The sequence below is a fragment of the Pseudomonas sp. IPO3778 genome (assembly GCF_013386825.1).
Lineage (GTDB): Bacteria > Pseudomonadota > Gammaproteobacteria > Pseudomonadales > Pseudomonadaceae > Aquipseudomonas.
Window position 1 is genome coordinate 124,951 of record NZ_JACARC010000037.1, and the last position, 16,860, is coordinate 141,810.

Sequence of the window (16,860 nt, forward strand, 5' to 3'; positions counted from 1 at the left end):
ATCGGCCAACACGCTAACCTATTAAGCCGCCCCAACCTTGTGGCTGGACGGCCGCGCGCATTAGATTAGCCAATAGTCCAAGGCCTTAAGAATAAGCAGAAGGGATAAGCATGGCGCTTAATGACCAATCGACCCAGATTCGCCCCGGCGAAGAACTTGATGCCAGCCTCATCGATCCCTACCTCAAGGCCCATATTCCGGGCTTGAGCGGTAGCGTCAACATCAGCCAGTTCCCGGGAGGCGCCTCCAACCTGACGTACCTGCTGGAATACCCCGGCCAGGAATTCGTGCTGCGCCGCCCGCCGTTTGGGCACAAAGCCAAGTCCGCCCATGACATGGGCCGCGAATACCGGATTCTCAACCAGCTCAAGGACGGTTTCCCGTATTGCCCCAAGGCCTACGTGCACTGCACCGACGAGTCGGTGATCGGCGCCGAGTTCTACGTGATGGAGCGCGTCAACGGCATTATCCTGCGCTCCGACCTGCCACCGGAACTGGGCCTGGATGCGTCAAAAACCGAAGCCTTGTGCAAAAGCTTTATCGACAAGTTCGTCGAGTTGCACCAGGTGGACTACACCGCCTGCGGCCTGGCCGACCTGGGCAAGCCGGAGGGCTACGTGGAACGGCAGATTCGCGGCTGGAGTGACCGCTACGAAAAAGCCCTGACCCCCGACGCGCCAAGCTGGGAGGCCGTACGGGCCTGGCTCAACGACAAGATGCCGGCCGACCACCCGACTTCGAGCATCGTCCACAACGACTACCGCTTCGACAACGTGATCCTCGACCCCCATAACCCGATGCAGATCATCGGCGTGCTGGACTGGGAACTGACCACCCTGGGCGATCCGTTGATGGATTTGGGCAACACCCTCGCCTACTGGATCGAAGCGGCCGACCCGGCGCCGGTACAACTGATGCGCCGCCAGCCGAGCAACGCCCCGGGCATGGTCACCCGTCGCCAGTTCGTCGACTACTACGCCGAACGCTCCGGGATCCAGATCGACAATTTCGACTTCTACTACACCTACGGCCTGTTCCGCCTGGCCGGCATCGTGCAGCAGATCTACTACCGCTTCTTCCATGGCCAGACCCAGGACAAACGCTTTGCGCAGTTCATCCACATGAACAAGCTGCTGGAGCAAATGAGCCTGAATGTCATCAAACAGTCTTCCCTCTGACCCTCTTCAAGGAAAAACCATGTCCAAGACTCAACTGTTCGACCTCGACGGCAAGATCGCTTTCGTTTCCGGCGCCAGCCGCGGTATCGGTGAGGCCATTGCCAAGTTGCTGGCCCAACAAGGCGCCCATGTGATCGTGTCGAGCCGCAAGATCGAGGGCTGCCAGCACGTGGCCGACGCAATCATCGCCGACGGCGGCAAGGCCACCGCGATGGCCTGCCATATCGGGGAGATGGAGCAGATCACCCAGGTGTTTGCCGCGATCCGCGAACAGTTCGGCCGCGTGGATATCCTGGTCAACAACGCGGCCACCAACCCGCAGTTCTGCAACGTGCTGGACACCGACCTGGGCGCCTTCCAGAAGACCGTCGACGTGAACATCCGCGGCTATTTCTTCATGTCGGTGGAAGCCGGCAAACTGATGCGCGAGAACGGTGGCGGCAGCATCATCAACGTGGCGTCGATCAACGGGATTTCGCCGGGCGTGTTCCAGGGCATCTACTCGGTGACCAAGGCCGCCGTGATCAACATGACCAAGGTCTTCGCCAAGGAATGCGCGCCGTTCGGCATTCGCTGCAACGCCCTGCTGCCGGGCCTGACCGACACCAAGTTTGCCTCGGCGCTGGTAAAAAACGACTCGATCCTGAAAATGGCCCTGGCCCAGATCCCCCTCAAGCGCGTGGCCGACCCGAGCGAAATGGCCGGCGCGGTGCTGTACCTGGCCAGTGATGCGTCCAGCTACACCACCGGTGTATCGCTGAATGTGGACGGTGGTTTCCTGTCCTGATACGGCCGGCGGGTGACTTGCGGTAATCTTGCGGGTGATTGCTTGCCTCTGGATGAACCATGGAACTGCACGTCGTTATCAAGGGCCGCAAGGACCTGGCCGAACAGCTTTACCAGCAACTGCGCACGGCCATTGAGTCGGGACAGCTGGTGGCCGGGGCGCAATTGCCCCCCAGCCGCCTGCTGGCCCTGCAACTGGGGGTGTCACGCAAGACGGTCTCAGACACCTATGCGACGCTGACCTACGAAGGCCTGTTGACCGGCGAGATCGGGCGCGGCACGTTCGTCAACGCCTGGGCCACACGCCGCGAACACCTGCAAAGCGCCGCCGACCTCGCCTGCGCCGCCAACCTGGCAAAGTGGCAGGCCCTTCCCTCCCCCATGGGCCACCAGAGCCGCGCAGCCCGCCCCAGCCGGGATTTCATCGGCGGTGCCACCGCCCGCAGCCAGTTCCCCCAGGATGAATGGCGACGCTGCACCCTCGACGCCTTGCGCCGTATCTCCCACGACAGCGGTTTCTACGGCCGGCCGGAAGGCTTGCCGGCCTTGCGTACTGCAATCGCCGGGCATATCGCGTTTTCCCGCGGGGTCCGGTGCAGCGAGAATGACATTGTGGTCACCAACGGCGCCCAGCAGGCGCTGGATTTGATCGCCCGTGTGGTGCTGGAACCCGGCACCCTCGTCGCCATGGAAGACCCCGGATACACCCCCGCCCGACTGATGTTCGACGCCATGGGGGCCACCGTGGTGGGCGTGCCGGTGGACGAACACGGCCTGCAGGTCGAATTGATCCCCGACGGTACGCGGCTGATCTACGTGACACCGTCCCACCAATTCCCCCTCGGCATGCCCATGAGCGTGCCGCGCCGTACGGCCTTGCTGGCGCGCGCGCTGGCGTTGGGCGCCATCGTGATCGAGGACGACTACGACAGCGAATTCCGTTACGAGGGCCGCCCCACCGACTCCCTGCAAAGCATGGACACCCGCGGCGTGGTGGCCTACGTCGGGACCTTCTCGAAAACCCTGCTGCCGGAGCTGCGCCTGGGCTACACCGTACTGCCACCGGCGATTTATGGCGCGGTGCTCAAGGCCAAGCAACTGACCGACCAACACAGCTCCACCCTGCCGCAATGGGCCTTGGCCAAGTTCATCAGCGAAGGCTACCTGCTCAAGCACATTCGCCGTTGTCATGGGGTGTATGCGGGGCGGCGCGAGCGGATTCTGCAACGCCTGGCGGGGGACCTGTCGCCCTGGTTCGACGTGGTGCCAACCGTAGCCGGGTTCCACCTGGCGGCGCTGTGCAAGGTGCCGGTGAACATCCCGTTGCTGATCCAACTCGCTCGCGAAGCTGACGTCGGGATCTACCCCCTGAGCGTGTTTTACCAGGACGCACCGTTACGCGACGGCCTGAAGATCGGGTTTGGCGCCATCGAAACCCTGGACATTGACCCGGCGCTGGACGTGGTGCGGGACATCCTGTTGCAGATTGGCTGAGGGATTTTCCGCCGGATTGGCTATTGGTCAATGGCAGGCCTGAGCCTAAGGTGAAAGGGTCTCGAATCACGCGGAAGCATCGCCATGAAAGTACTGCTCGGCACCACCCTGCTGCTGGCCTCAATCAGCGCCTTTGCCCACGACCCGGTGTACAACCAGGAAAAAATCAACGTCCTGCAGGAGCACGCCCTGACCAACGTTCCCGGCAAGAAAACCATCATGCTCACCGTGGATTACGCCCCGGGCCAGGCCACCGTGCCCCACAGCCACACCGGCACGGCCGTGGCCTATGTGCTGGAAGGTGAAATCACCTCGCGGGTCAACGACGAGAAGGCGATCACCTACAAGGTCGGTCAATCGTTCTATGAGCCCGCCGGCTCGCGGCACTTCGAATCCAGCAATGCCAGCCAGACCCAACCGGCGAAACTGCTGGTGGTGATGGTGATGGACGACAAGGCCGAGGTGCTCACGCCGCTGCCCCACTAACCCGCGCCACCGCACCCTCCTGTGGGAGCTGGCTTGCCTGCGATGGCGGTGTATCAGACACCGTTGTGTTTGCTGATCCACCGCCATCGCAGGCAAGCCAGCTCCCACAGTTTTAACCGCGCACAGTCAGTGGCTCAGGGTCGTTTGAAGTGGCGGCGCAGGTGTTCGATTCGAGGCCGGCAGACGCACCCTTCAAGGTGGTCGTTGACCATGCCCATCGCCTGCATGAACGCATACATCGTGGTCGGGCCCACGTAGCTCCAGCCACGTTTCTTCAGGGCCTTGGACAAACGTGTTGACGCGGCTGACGTGGGGTTGGCCGTCCAGTACGCCAGGTCGACCCGCGCCGGACGTTCATCGTCGGCCGGTTCAAATGACCACAGCCACGCCGCCAGCGAGCCGGTTTCGTCCACCCGCTCACAGGCGCGCCTGGCGTTGTTGATGGTGGAGACGATCTTGGCGCGATTGCGCACGATGCCCGGGTCGGCCATCAGTCGCTCGATGTCCTGCTCGGTGTACTGCGCCACCCGGCGAAAATCAAACCCCTCGAACGCCCGCCGAAACGCCTCGCGCTTGCGCAGGATGGTGATCCACGCCATGCCGGCCTGAAAGCCTTCCAGGCAGATCTTCTCGTACAACGCGATGTCATCGGCCACCGGCACGCCCCATTCGTGGTCGTGGTAATGGGGGTACTCCGGCGCGGCCGTGCGCCATATACAGCTCGTGACGCCCGCCGCGTCAGTGATCAATCCTGGAATATCCATAACTCACCCTGTGGACCAAGCCGGGGATGATAAGCGAAAAAAATTCCGGGCCGCCAACCGCTCAAGCACCGACCTTGCGAACCCACTGGTCAGACCGGGACCGGTCATCTCTGTAATATTTACTTGCGACTTGAAAAAAACCGAGCGTAGACTGGCCCTGCACTGGACATACCGGTCAGACCACAACAATTAAGCCCTGGACCCACCAGGGCACCGAATAGAGATCCCTCCCATGCTCAGATGGTGCTCGCGTTCGATTTTCCTGCAAGTCGTGATTGGCCTGATCATTGGCATAATCTGCGGCCTGGCCCTCCCCGAATTCTCCTCCCAACTCAAACCCCTGGGTGACGGCTTTATCAAGCTGATCAAAATGCTGATTGGCCTGATCGTGTTCTGCGTGGTGGTCAGCGGTATTTCCGGCGCCGGCGACTTGAAGAAAGTCGGGCGCATCGGCCTCAAGTCGGTGATCTACTTTGAAGCATTGACCACCGTGGCCCTGGTGATTGGCTTGATCATGGCTTTCAGCACCGGGATCGGCACTGGCGCCAATATCCACCTGGAACAGCTCTCCTCCGCCGGTTTGAATGAACTGGCCGACAAAGGCCAGCACATCAAGGGCACCAGCCAATTCCTGATGGACCTGATCCCCAACTCAGTGATCGGTGCCTTCGCCGACAACAACGTGCTGCAAGTGCTGTTGTTCTCCGTGTTGTTCGGCAGCGCCTTGAACCTGGTGGGCGAAGCCGCCTCCGGCATCTCGCGGCTGATCAACGAGCTGAGCCACGTGATCTTCCGCATCATGGGCATGATCGTGCGCCTGGCGCCCATCGGCGTGTTCGGCGCCATTGCCTTCACCACCAGCACCTACGGCCTGGACTCCCTGCAACACCTGGGCAGCCTGGTGGGCCTATTCTACCTCACCTGCTTCCTGTTCGTGGCGGTGATCCTCGGCCTGGTGATGCGCCTGTCGGGGCTGCGAATGCTGCCGCTGCTCAAGTACCTGCGCGAAGAACTGTTGATCGTGATGGGCACCGCGTCCTCCGATGCGGTGTTGCCACAGATCATGCGTAAACTGGAGCACCTGGGCATTGGCAGCTCGACGGTGGGCCTGGTGATTCCCACCGGGTATTCGTTCAACCTCGACGGTTTCTCCATCTACCTGACCCTGGCCATCGTATTTATCGCCAACGCCACCGGCACGCCGCTGTCGATGACCGACCTGCTGACGATCCTGCTGGTGTCGCTGATCACCTCCAAGGGCGCCCACGGGATTCCGGGGTCGGCGCTGGTGATCCTGGCAGCGACCCTCACTGCGATCCCGGCGATTCCGGTGGTGGGCCTGGTGCTGGTGTTGGCGGTGGATTGGTTCATGGGGATTGGCCGGGCGCTGACCAACCTGATCGGCAACTGCGTGGCCACCGTGGCCATCGCCCGTTGGGAAAAAGACATTGATATCCAGCGGGCCAACAAGGTACTGGACGGGCAACACGGGTATGCCTTCCAGGCCAAGAAACCGGTGCTGCCCGCCCACCAGGAGTTCTAAGACAACACACATCCAATGTGGGAGCTGGCTTGCCTGCGATGGCGGTGTATCAATAGATGATGGGTTGGCTGACACATCGCCATCGCAGGCAAGCCAGCTCCCACAATAGATCTTCGCCGGATTCACTACCGTATTTGCAACTTCAAGGAGACGTAGACGTGATCAGCACCTCAACCGTCGTCAATTCAGTGGTAGAAAAACTGCGCGCCGCCCTGGCGAGGGGTCAGTGGCGGCGCGGCGAGATGTTGCCCGGCCAGCGTGAACTGGCCGAGCAAATGGGCATCAGCCGCCCGAGCCTGCGTGAAGCGGTGATCGTGCTCGAAACCCTCGGCCTGGTGCGCTCCATGCCCGGCAAGGGCGTGGTGGTGCTGGAAACCACCCTCAACGAATCCCAGGCCCAGGACAGCGGCGTGGCCGAGGCCAGCCTTGAAGACATCCTGCAACTGCGCTACACCCTCGAGCCGTTTATCGTCGGCCTGGTGGCGCAATCCATCAGCAGCAAGGAAGTCGGGCAACTGCGCCTGACACTGATGGACATGCGCGAAGCCCTCGACGCCGGCGACAGCGAAGCCGGGATGAACGCCTACATCGCGTTCCACGAAGAACTGTTCGCCCTGACCTCCAACCCGATCTTCCAGAACGTGGTGCAACAGACCAGCAACGCCCTCAAGCAAAGCGCCCAGGTGTTGCGCAATTCCCCCGAACACCTGGCGGAACGCCTGCAGGAAAACGACGCCGTAGTGCGCGCCATCCGCAACAAGAACAGCGCCCTGGCCAGCGCCGAAATGCGCCGGCACATCCTGCAGGAAGGCCTGCGCATGGGCATTCGCCTGAACATCCCGGACGACCATCTGGGTAGCTGACTTTCTGGAGAACGGCCATGACTGCCCGCGCCTTGCACACCGCTTTCCCACTGACGCCGTTGCGCCTGGTGGGCAAGCCGAAACTCTCGGTGGACGACATCTACCCGGCCCTGTTCGACGCCATTCTCGAACAGCGCATTGCCCCCGCCAGCCGCTTTACCGAAGAAAGCCTGGGGCAGACCTTTGGCGTCAGCCGCAGCGTGATTCGCCGGGTGCTGGCGCGGCTCTCCCACCAGCAAGTGATCATCCTGCGGCCCAACCATCGGGCCCAGGTGGCGGCGCCGGACGCCCAGCAAACCCGACACATTCTTGAGGCCCGACGCCTGACGGAAATCACCGTGGTGCAACTGGCATGTGCTCACGCGAAACCGGCGCAGATCCGCCAGCTGCGAGAGCTGATCGTTCGGGAACGTGACTGCATCGAGCGCGACGAACGCGGCCCGGCGATTCGGCTTTCCGGGGAGTTTCACCTGCAACTGGCGGCGATTGCGGGTAACGCCCCGCTGGCACAGTTTCTCAACAGCCTGGTGCCGTTGACGTCGTTGGTGATTGCGCAGTTTGAGGCCAAGGCCTGCACGTATTGCGCGTGGCAGGAGCACATGGCGATTGTGGAGGCGGTGGAGCAAGGCGATGCCGGGGCAGCCGCCACCTTGATGACCCGCCATCTGGATCACCTGGAAGCCAAGTTACTTCGCAGCAACCGGGAGCACCGCTAACTTGTGGCGAGGGGGCTTGTCCCCCGTTGGGCTGCGCAGCGGCCCTAAAACCGCAAATGCATTTTTCCTGAATAAATGGGGTGCCTGGATTGGGGCTGCTGTGCAGCCCAACGGGGGACAAGCCCCCTCGCCACAGGGCTAACCCACCACCCAATCAATGTGCACAAAAAAGCCCGGCATCTTTCGATACCGGGCTTTTTGTTTTACCGCTCAATCACGCCAGTTACAGCGCCGACTGACCGCTCAACGCCAGGTCCAGCAACTCACGGTTGGCCACCGCGTACATGGCGTAGTCCGTGCCGACCGCAGCACGAATCTCAACCATCATGGCGCGCCAGCGTTCAGCCATGTCCTGGTGCTGCTCAAGCCACAGGGCCACGCGGGCTTCCATGTCTTCTGGCGCGTCGGCCATCTGCAGTACGGAAATGGTGATCGCCCGTTGCTGCCAGTCCACGTCGTCGCGGAAGGCCTCGCGGGCCTGGGCCTGCCAGTTGTTGCCCACCGGCAGGCTGCTGATTTGCTGCAGGTACCACGGCAAGTCCAGGGCGCTGCCGACGGCGAAGTAAGCCTTCGCAACGTCAGCCGCACTTTGGCCTGTCACGTCGGCAGCTTCGATGATCGGCAACAGGGTGTACAGGTGCGTAGTGCCTGCAACCATGCGCGCCAACAACTCCGGCACACCGGCCTCGACGTAAGCCTGGTAACGGTTCTGCCAGCCTTCGCGGGTCGGGCCTTCCAGCAGTTCGTCGAGCTTGAGGCCCAACGCAGCAAGGTGCGGACCAAAGTGCGCAACATCACGCCCGGCGTCCTGTTCGTTGCGACGGCTGCGCAGGAACCAGCGTGTGGCACGACGACCCAGGCGCATCAGTTCGTCCATCAACTCCAGTTGCACGTCAGCCGACACCTGGTGGTCCAGGGCTTCGATCTGACGGAACCAGTGCGGGAGGTGGAAGATGTCACGCACAATCACATACGCGCCGGCCACGTTCGCCGGGCTCATGCCCGTGGACTCTTTCAACCGCTGAACAAAGGTGATGCCCATGTGGTTGACCAGGTCGTTGGCGATCTGGGTGCTGACGATCTCGCGCTTCAGACGATGGCGACGCATGGCTTCGGAGAACTTCGCCACCAGGCTCGGCGGGAACGCGGTCTCCATGTCACGGGTCAGGTAGTCGTCGTCCGGCACCAGGGATTTGAGCAGCGCTTCCTTGAGGTCGATCTTGCTGTAGGAGATCAGTACCGACAGCTCCGGACGGGTCAGGCCCTTACCGGTGGCAGCGCGCTCAGTGAGCTGGTCTTCCGAAGGCAGGTACTCGATGGCGCGGTCCAGCTTGCCACGGCCTTCCAGGTCGCTCATCAGGCGCTTGTACTCGGCTGCACGCTCAAACGCTTTGCGGGCGGCCAGGGACAGGGCCTGGGTTTGCTTGTAGTTGTTGCCCAACACCAGGCTGCCGACTTCGTCGGTCATGCTCGCCAGCAACTGGTTGCGTTGCTTGTCGGTCATGTCGCCGGCCTGCACCACTTCGTTGAGCAGGATCTTGATGTTCACTTCGTGGTCGGAGCAGTCCACACCACCGGCGTTGTCGATGAAGTCGGTGTTGGAACCGCCGCCGTTGAGGCCGAATTCCACACGACCCAATTGGGTCATGCCGAGGTTACCGCCCTCGCCCACCACCTTGCAGCGCAGCTCGTTGCCATTGACGCGCAGGGCGTCGTTGGCCTTGTCGCCCACATCGGCATGGCTTTCGGTGCTGGCCTTGACGTACGTACCGATACCGCCGTTCCACAACAGGTCCACCGGCGCCTTGAGCAAGGCATTCAGCAGTTCGGTCGGGGTCAGCTTGTCGGCCTGGATGTCGAAGCGTTCTTTCATCTGTGGCGAGATGGCAATGCTCTTCGCGCTGCGCGAGAAGATACCGCCGCCTTCGGACATGATGCTGGTGTCGTAGTCGGTCCAGGACGAACGCGGCAGGTCGAACAGGCGCTGACGTTCAGCGAAGCTGTTGGCCGGGGTCGGGTTTGGATCGATGAAGATGTGCAGGTGGTTGAAGGCCGCGACCAGTTGCAGCTTGTCGGACATCAACAGGCCGTTGCCGAACACGTCGCCGGCCATGTCGCCCACGCCCACCACGGTGATGCTGTCTTGCTGGACGTTGATGCCGCGCTCACGGAAGTGACGCTGCACGCCCACCCACGCGCCCTTGGCGGTGATGCCCATTTTCTTGTGGTCGTAGCCGGCAGAACCACCGGACGCGAACGCATCACCCAGCCAGAAGCCGTAGTCGATGGCGATGCCGTTGGCGATGTCGGAGAAGGTCGCAGTGCCTTTGTCCGCGGCCACCACCAGGTACGGGTCATCGTTGTCGTGGCGTACCACGTTCAACGGTGGCACCAGGGCGCCGTCTTTCAGGTTGTCGGTGATGTCCAGCAGGCCGGAAATGAAGATGCGGTAGCAGGCGATACCCTCGGCCGCGATCTCGTCCCGACCGCCGCCCAATGGCAGGCGACGGGGCAGGAAACCGCCCTTGGCGCCCACCGGCACGATGACCGAGTTCTTCACTTGCTGGGCTTTTACCAGGCCCAGCACTTCGGTACGGAAGTCTTCTTCACGGTCGGACCAGCGCAGGCCGCCGCGCGCGACGTTACCAAAGCGCAGGTGCACGCCTTCAACCCGTGGCGAGTAGACGAAGATTTCAAACTTCGGCACCGGCTTGGGCAATTCAGGAATGGCGTGCGGGTTGAACTTGAAGCTGAAGTACGACTTGTTCTGACCGTTGGCATCCGCCTGGTAGAAGTTGGTACGCAGCGTGGCCTTGATCAGGTCCAGGTAGCGACGCAGGATGCGGTCTTCGTTGAGCACCTGAACGTCGTCCAGGGCCGTCAGAATGGCCTGTTCCAGGCGCTGCTGCTTGTCTTCCAGGTCTTCGGCGGTGAGCTTGCGCGCCAGGTAGAAACGGGTCTTGAACAACCGGGTCAACTCGCGGGCGATGTCGGTGTGGTTGTTCAGGGTGCTGGCGATGTAACCCAGGTCGAAGCCCAGGCGAATTTGCTTGAGGTAGCGGGCATAGGCCCGCAGCAGCGCTACATCGCGCCATGGCAGGCCGGCGGTCAGCACCAGGCGGTTGAACGCATCGTTCTCGGCATCGCCGTTGACGATGTGCACAAACGCGTCCTGCAGGGTGTCGTTGAGCTGCTGGATGTCGAGGTTCAGGCCTTCGGCGGCGGTGAACGCAAAATCGTGAATCCAGAACTCGCGGCCATTGGCGTGACGCAGGCGGTACGGGAATTCACCCAGTACACGCAGGCCAAGGTTTTCCAGGATCGGCAGCACGTCGGACAACGCCAGCGGGGTGTCGGCGTGGTACAGCTTGCAATGCAGCTCGCGCTGGCCGGAGACCTGGCCCAGGGGCTGATAGAAACTCATCACCAGCGGGTTGGCTTCGGTGAGGCTGAGCAAGTGCTGCATGTCGACCACGGCCGAATGCGCGGCGAAACGCTCGCGGTAGCCGGCCGGGAAGCCTTTGGGGAAGTCCGCCAGCACGTTGGTGCCCTGGGCTTCGCCGAAGCTTTCCACCACCAGGCTGGAGTAGTCGTCCTGCCAGCTGCGGCAGGCCTGCACCACTTCTTTTTCCAGTTGCAGCGGGTCGATGTCCAGGCGGTTCTTCGGGTCTACCCGCAGAATCAGTTGGACGCGAGCCAGTACGGACTCGGAGAAGAAGGTCCAGAATTCGCAGTCCGAGGCTTTCAGGCGATCCATCAGCACTTGCTGGATCTTCTGGCGCACTTCGGTGGAATAGATGTCACGCGGCACATAGGCCAGGCAGTAGCAGAAACGACCGTACGGGTCTTTGCGCAGGAACACGCGGATCTTGTTGCGCTCCTGGATCTGCACGATCGACATCACGGTGCTGAACAGTTCGTCCACCGGGGTCTGGAACAGGTCATCACGGGGCAGCACCTCGACCACCTGGGCCAGCTCCTTGCCCAAATGCGCCTTGGCCTGGAAGCCCGAGCGACGTTCGATTTCCGCCACCTTGCGGCGGATATACGGGATCACCCGCACGCTTTCGCCGTACACCGAAGAGGTGTAGAGGCCCATGAAGCGGCATTCCTTGGTGACCTTGCCGTCGGCATCAATCTGGCGGATCGACACGTAGTCCGGGTACGCCGGGCGGTGCACACGGCTTGGGTGAGCGGCCTTGGCGAACGAGAGCACGGCCGGTTCACGCAGGTAGTTCACGGCGTAGTCTTCGATGCGCAGGTCGTCGGCGGTGAGGCCTGGGCGCAGCAGTTTGGTCAGACCGAGGAACGAGTTGGCGTCATATTCGATATGACCGCCGTCCGCCTCGTCACGTACCACGAACTCTTCATAGCCGAGGAAGGTGAAGTGGTTGCCCACCAGCCATTCCAGGAAGCTCTTGATCTCGGCTTTCTCTTCGCCGTCGATCACGTAGGAGCTGGCGTCGATACCGGCCAGCAGTTCCTGGACCTTGGCCTTCATCGGTTCGAAATCGGCAACGGCCACGCGCACTTCGCCCAGTACCTGCTCAAGTTCCTTGCTCAGGACATTCAGCTCGGCGGCGTTGGCGCAGCGGTCGATTTCCAGGTACATCAGGGATTCTTGCTGAACGTCTTCGCCCTGGGTGCCTTTGGGCAGGATTTCCAGCAACTCGCCTTTCTTGCCACGACGCGCGCTGAGCACGGTGGTTTGCAAGGTGTGGATGCTGTAGCCACGGCGGTTCAGCTCGGTACGCACCGAGTCCACCAGGAAAGGCAGGTCGTGGTGCAGCACTTCGACCGCGGTGTGGGTCGATTGCCAGCCATGACGTTCGTAATCGGGGTTGTAGACCCGCACTTGCGGTTGGGTGTGATCAAAGCGCTCAAGCAGGCGCCAGGCAGACAGGGTGCAACCGGCCAGGTCGGACAAGCGACGCTGGGTCAGTTCATCCAGGGAAATGATGCCGAAGAATTGTTCAGCGAACAGCGCCACTTGTGGCAGTGCCTGTTCACTGATGTGCTGCGCCAGTGCCGCTTGCAGTTGGTGCTGGAAGTCGGCTTTGCTGGCTGCGGTGAAGAACGCCATCTGTGGTACTCCGCTTGGGCTTGTTATTGATGGAAGCGTCGCGTGTTATCCCCTTGCGGGGAGACCGTCAGCTCTGTTCGCGGTCTACAGTAACGAATTCAGAGTGACAGGTGGGTGAAGCTGGACAAGACGATCAGGTCACATCAGATGCGCCGCGGGTGCAGGCGACGGAACGACGGGCAGGTCAGAATCCTGGCAGAGGCGCATCCACTGTGCAGCTTAACGAGTGTAGGAAGACACGTGCTTTCTGCACGGCGACATATTCGGTCAACAGCCGGTAGCACTCATCAAGGCTGCCGGGCCCACTCTGAAAGACACCTGGGACGCCGATAGACTGTATCTGTACGGCCAATAGATATTGCTCATGGAGCCACTTGTTGTGCGCTCACCACTTAAAAAGTGCGGTCAGTAAGACTTAACGTTCCCGTTACTTTTTCCTGATCTGGACAGACACAAATCATTTCAAGGATGGCGACTATTTAATCGAGAAAACATACAACATGAATACTCTCCCTGCGCTCCCCCGCCATGAAGCTCAATCCTGGGTGCCCGCCACCAATACCGTGCAACCCCAAAATAATGATGAGACCAATAATTACCCCGTAACTATTAATTGGGATGCCATCCCCAAAATCGATAGCAGCGGTCAAAAAACGCTGTCTCCTGAAGGCGCCACGCCTGAATATTTCACGGCGCCATTGCCCAGAAACAATTGGGTCGACAGCTTGGCGGCCGACAACTATCGCCCGATGAAGACACCCAGCGAACACACTGCCGTCCATGTAAAAGCACAAGTAAAAAAACAATGGGGCGTTGATGTCGATCCTGAAAAAACCTTTCTGGTGACCATCGCTTATGACCGTACGAAACGGCCATACAAAGGCGTTATCCTGCAAAAAATATCGCTGGCCGACGCAGCACGACTCAACTCGCAAGGCACACCGCTCCCTTCACGCATGCCACAAAGAGGTAACCCGTCGCTGGGCGACAACCCCATCGAAATCCTTCCGACGTCTCAACACTCGCAAAAGCCAGGCCCTGATGGCACCTTCCCGCTGCCGGACGTCGGCGTCTTCTCGGCACACCATCAGGCCATTTATACCGAGCCGTCACCCAGCGAACCCAACACCTATAGCGCCGCTAATCAAACGCCAATCCCCCCTAAGGAATTCCAGAAAATGGTCTGGAATCATGCATACAAAAAACCTTACGACGAATACCTGAATCACTATTGGGCGCATAACGACACCCGCAGTTCATACTCGCTGCTCGGTAAAATTTCTTATCTGAAGGCTGCGCACACACAACACCATGAACAGTCGCTGGATGAAGAAGGGCGAAAGATAGCCATGCGTTTGTCGGGTATCCCTTCCAACCAGACTTATATGGATGTTGATGCTCAGACGCTTAAAAAGCCGTACATACCCGACCCTGGACTGGAAACAAAATTCCTGACGTTTAACGGTTTCAAATCCACCGACATTTTTTATACCCGCGACACCACTACCCAAAAAACACTTTTATACATCCCGGGAAACTCTTCCCCCATTCATACATTCGACTCTCCCGAATCCATGAACGAATGGCTCGGTAATCAGTTGACGGACAAAGCCAAGGCTGAAGAATTCAAAACACACTTTCTACCGCGCGACCAACCTTCCAGTTATTTTTACGCCGGAATGGATGCCCGGATAGACGTGCTGCAGAAGCGAATGGCCAACCAGGGCACGAATGAACACTATAAAGAGCAGGGGTATTGGAAAGAGGGTGGCTTGTTTGACGGAGAAAAAATTGAAGGCGACCCCTTTAAGGCAGTTCAGCAGCGTGTTGAAACCGCCGTCAAAGCCAGTACCAGCCAACAGTTCGTCCTTAACACCGACATCACAAAAAAAACCGTTCTAAAGGCAACAAACGTTCTGAGCTATGCGCTTCTTTTTCTAGCCCCCTTGGGCATGGCGTTCCCACCCGTAGGTGTCCTGATGTCCGCCCTGTCCACAGCAACAGGTCTCGTAAAACTGGGAATCGGCATCGATGACAAGGTTCAGGACCGCCCCGGTGGCGCAGACCGAATCACGTTTGGCTTGTGGAATGCGGCTACGCCGGTGTTGACCAGCGGCTTCGGTAAAGCGCTAGAACCGGTCACCCAGCCGTTCAAGACGTTTCTACAACCGCTGATTTTTAAGAATTGACGAACCGGAGCCACACCGGACCGTGAAGCGTGGGCGTTCCTCCTGCGTTAAAGACAGCACAAACCCCAGGACAATGGCAAAATCCCCTTTTTTGCCGCCCTAGAGTGCTGCTTTCCGAGGATCGCCCATGCAACTGACCACCGCCCACCTGATCGTCAACCCGTGCGATGACGAAGAAGACAACATGGCCATGCTCTGCTGCCACGGCAACCAGGGCGAGATGTTCATGCTTACCCGTTATCCCGATGAGGACGAGGTGGAAATCACCTGGGATTACGAGCCGTCGACCCTGGAGGGGCTGAAGATCACCCTGAGTGCCACGACCTTGCTGGTAGAAATTGGCGCGGCGGACGCCGATGCGTTGGGCGGCAGCGATCATCTGGAAATTACCCACGGTACGGCCGAGTCGGATCTGGCCGAAGTGGAAGAAACCTTGCAGAACATTCTCAGGGGCACCGGGACTTTTATCCGCACCTAGAAATCAAAACCGCTCAATGTGGCGAGGGAGCTTGCTCCCGCTGGGCTGCGAAGCGGCCCCAATCCAGCCGACTGCGCCCTGCCCGGAAAAACTCGGCAGCCTTGTTGGGGCTGCTGCGCAACCCTGCGGGAGCAAGCTCCCTCGCCACAAAGGCCACAAAGGCAGGCGCCTATCGGAAAAAACCTCAGACATTTCCCCTATTTCCCAAAAAATACCCCCCGCGCCGTTAGTCTCCACCCCCTCCGATGCATTAAAGTAACGCCCCCAGGCCTGGCATTTTTCGCAATGCCCAGTCTCACCTCTCCAGGAACCGTCATCGATGGAACATCGTGAAGCGCTGCTTGCGCTGCGAACCTTTCTTTCAACGCAGATTCTCGGCCAGGAAAAACTCATCGAGCGCTTGCTCATTGCGCTGCTCGCCGATGGCCATATGCTGGTTGAAGGCGCTCCCGGCCTGGCCAAGACCAAGGCCATCAAGGAGCTTGCCGAAGGGATCGAAGCACAGTTCCATCGCATCCAGTTCACCCCCGACCTGCTGCCCGCCGACATCACCGGCACCGAGATCTATCGTCCGGAAACCGGCAGCTTCGTGTTCCAGCAAGGCCCGATCTTCCACAACCTGGTGCTGGCGGACGAAATCAACCGCGCCCCGGCCAAGGTGCAGTCGGCCTTGCTCGAAGCCATGGCCGAACGCCAGGTCAGTGTGGGGCGCAGTACCTATGAGCTGTCGCCATTGTTCCTGGTAATGGCCACGCAAAACCCGATCGAGCAGGAAGGCACCTACCCGTTGCCCGAAGCCCAGCTCGACCGCTTCCTGATGCACGTGAAAATCGGCTTCCCCGATGCCGCCGTCGAGCGCCGCATCCTGCAGCAGGCCCGTGGCGAAGCCCTCAACGGCGAGACCAAGCCCGAGCGCCGGGTCAGCCAGCAGGCGATCTTTGCCGCCCGCAAGGAAATCCTCGGCCTGTACATGGCCGACGCGGTGGAGGAATACCTGGTGCAACTGGTCATGGCCACCCGCACCCCGGCCAAGTTCGACCCGGAAATGGCCGAGTGGATTGCCTACGGCGCCAGTCCCCGTGGCTCGATTGCCCTGGACCGCTGCGCCCGGGCACACGCCTGGCTGGCCGGTCGCGACTTCGTCAGCCCGGAAGACATCCAGGCGGTGCTGTTCGACGTGCTGCGCCACCGCATCATTCTGTCGTTTGAGGCGGAAGCCGCCGGCATCGACCAGGACCGCGTGGTGCAACGCATTCTCGACGTCGTTGCCGTCGCTTGAC

The 16,860-nt window shown here is 60.6% G+C and carries 12 protein-coding genes; 10 read left to right on the forward strand and 2 right to left on the reverse strand.

Annotated elements, in window-relative coordinates:
- Positions 1-110: 110 nt before the first annotated feature.
- From HX855_RS18935 to HX855_RS18950, 4 genes are all read left to right on the forward strand, one after another.
- Entirely contained in the window at positions 111-1,178 is a 1,068-nt protein-coding gene (locus HX855_RS18935) for a phosphotransferase family protein (RefSeq protein ID WP_177088171.1), read from the forward strand.
- 19 nt (positions 1,179-1,197) lie between these two features.
- Positions 1,198-1,965, forward strand: a complete 768-nt coding sequence (locus HX855_RS18940; RefSeq protein ID WP_177088173.1) for an SDR family oxidoreductase — start codon at positions 1,198-1,200, stop codon at positions 1,963-1,965.
- 59 nt (positions 1,966-2,024) lie between these two features.
- Positions 2,025-3,458: a PLP-dependent aminotransferase family protein gene (locus HX855_RS18945; protein WP_177088175.1), complete on the forward strand. Its 1,434-nt coding sequence runs from the start codon at positions 2,025-2,027 to the stop codon at positions 3,456-3,458.
- Positions 3,459-3,542: 84 nt separating this feature from the next.
- Positions 3,543-3,944, forward strand: a complete 402-nt coding sequence (locus HX855_RS18950; RefSeq protein WP_177088177.1) for a cupin domain-containing protein — start codon at positions 3,543-3,545, stop codon at positions 3,942-3,944.
- A 134-nt stretch (positions 3,945-4,078) separates the two neighbouring features.
- Here HX855_RS18950 and HX855_RS18955 read toward each other — a convergent pair whose 3' ends face one another.
- Positions 4,079-4,708 (reverse strand): DNA-3-methyladenine glycosylase I, encoded by a 630-nt coding sequence (locus tag HX855_RS18955; RefSeq protein ID WP_177088179.1) that lies wholly within the window; start codon positions 4,706-4,708, stop codon positions 4,079-4,081.
- A gap of 217 nt (positions 4,709-4,925) precedes the next feature.
- On the opposite strand from HX855_RS18955, the gene HX855_RS18960 reads away from it, so the two are divergent.
- From HX855_RS18960 to HX855_RS18970, 3 genes are all read left to right on the forward strand, one after another.
- Complete coding sequence (locus tag HX855_RS18960; RefSeq protein ID WP_177088519.1) at positions 4,926-6,251, forward strand: C4-dicarboxylate transporter DctA; 1,326 nt, start codon at positions 4,926-4,928, stop codon at positions 6,249-6,251.
- A 158-nt stretch (positions 6,252-6,409) separates the two neighbouring features.
- Positions 6,410-7,114 (forward strand): FadR/GntR family transcriptional regulator, encoded by a 705-nt coding sequence (locus HX855_RS18965; protein WP_177088181.1) that lies wholly within the window; start codon positions 6,410-6,412, stop codon positions 7,112-7,114.
- 17 nt (positions 7,115-7,131) lie between these two features.
- On the forward strand, positions 7,132-7,830 hold the full coding sequence (locus HX855_RS18970; protein WP_177088184.1) for a GntR family transcriptional regulator: 699 nt from the start codon (positions 7,132-7,134) through the stop codon (positions 7,828-7,830).
- Between the two features lie 223 nt (positions 7,831-8,053).
- On the opposite strand, the gene HX855_RS18975 is transcribed toward HX855_RS18970, so the two are convergent.
- Positions 8,054-12,913 carry an NAD-glutamate dehydrogenase gene (locus HX855_RS18975; RefSeq protein WP_177088185.1) on the reverse strand — a complete coding sequence of 1,620 codons (4,860 nt, stop codon included), beginning with the start codon at positions 12,911-12,913 and terminating at the stop codon, positions 8,054-8,056.
- Between the two features lie 500 nt (positions 12,914-13,413).
- Here HX855_RS18975 and HX855_RS18980 point away from each other — a divergent pair, with 500 nt between their 5' ends.
- The 3 genes from HX855_RS18980 (at position 13,414) to HX855_RS18990 (ending at position 16,859) form a co-directional block, all read left to right on the forward strand.
- On the forward strand, positions 13,414-15,102 hold the full coding sequence (locus HX855_RS18980) for a dermonecrotic toxin domain-containing protein (RefSeq protein WP_177088187.1): 1,689 nt from the start codon (positions 13,414-13,416) through the stop codon (positions 15,100-15,102).
- Positions 15,103-15,229: 127 nt separating this feature from the next.
- Positions 15,230-15,580, forward strand: coding sequence for a hypothetical protein (locus HX855_RS18985; RefSeq protein ID WP_177088190.1), 351 nt, complete (start codon positions 15,230-15,232; stop codon positions 15,578-15,580).
- A 319-nt stretch (positions 15,581-15,899) separates the two neighbouring features.
- Positions 15,900-16,859 carry a MoxR family ATPase gene (locus HX855_RS18990; protein ID WP_003218556.1) on the forward strand — a complete coding sequence of 320 codons (960 nt, stop codon included), beginning with the start codon at positions 15,900-15,902 and terminating at the stop codon, positions 16,857-16,859.
- Position 16,860: the final 1 nt, after the last annotated feature.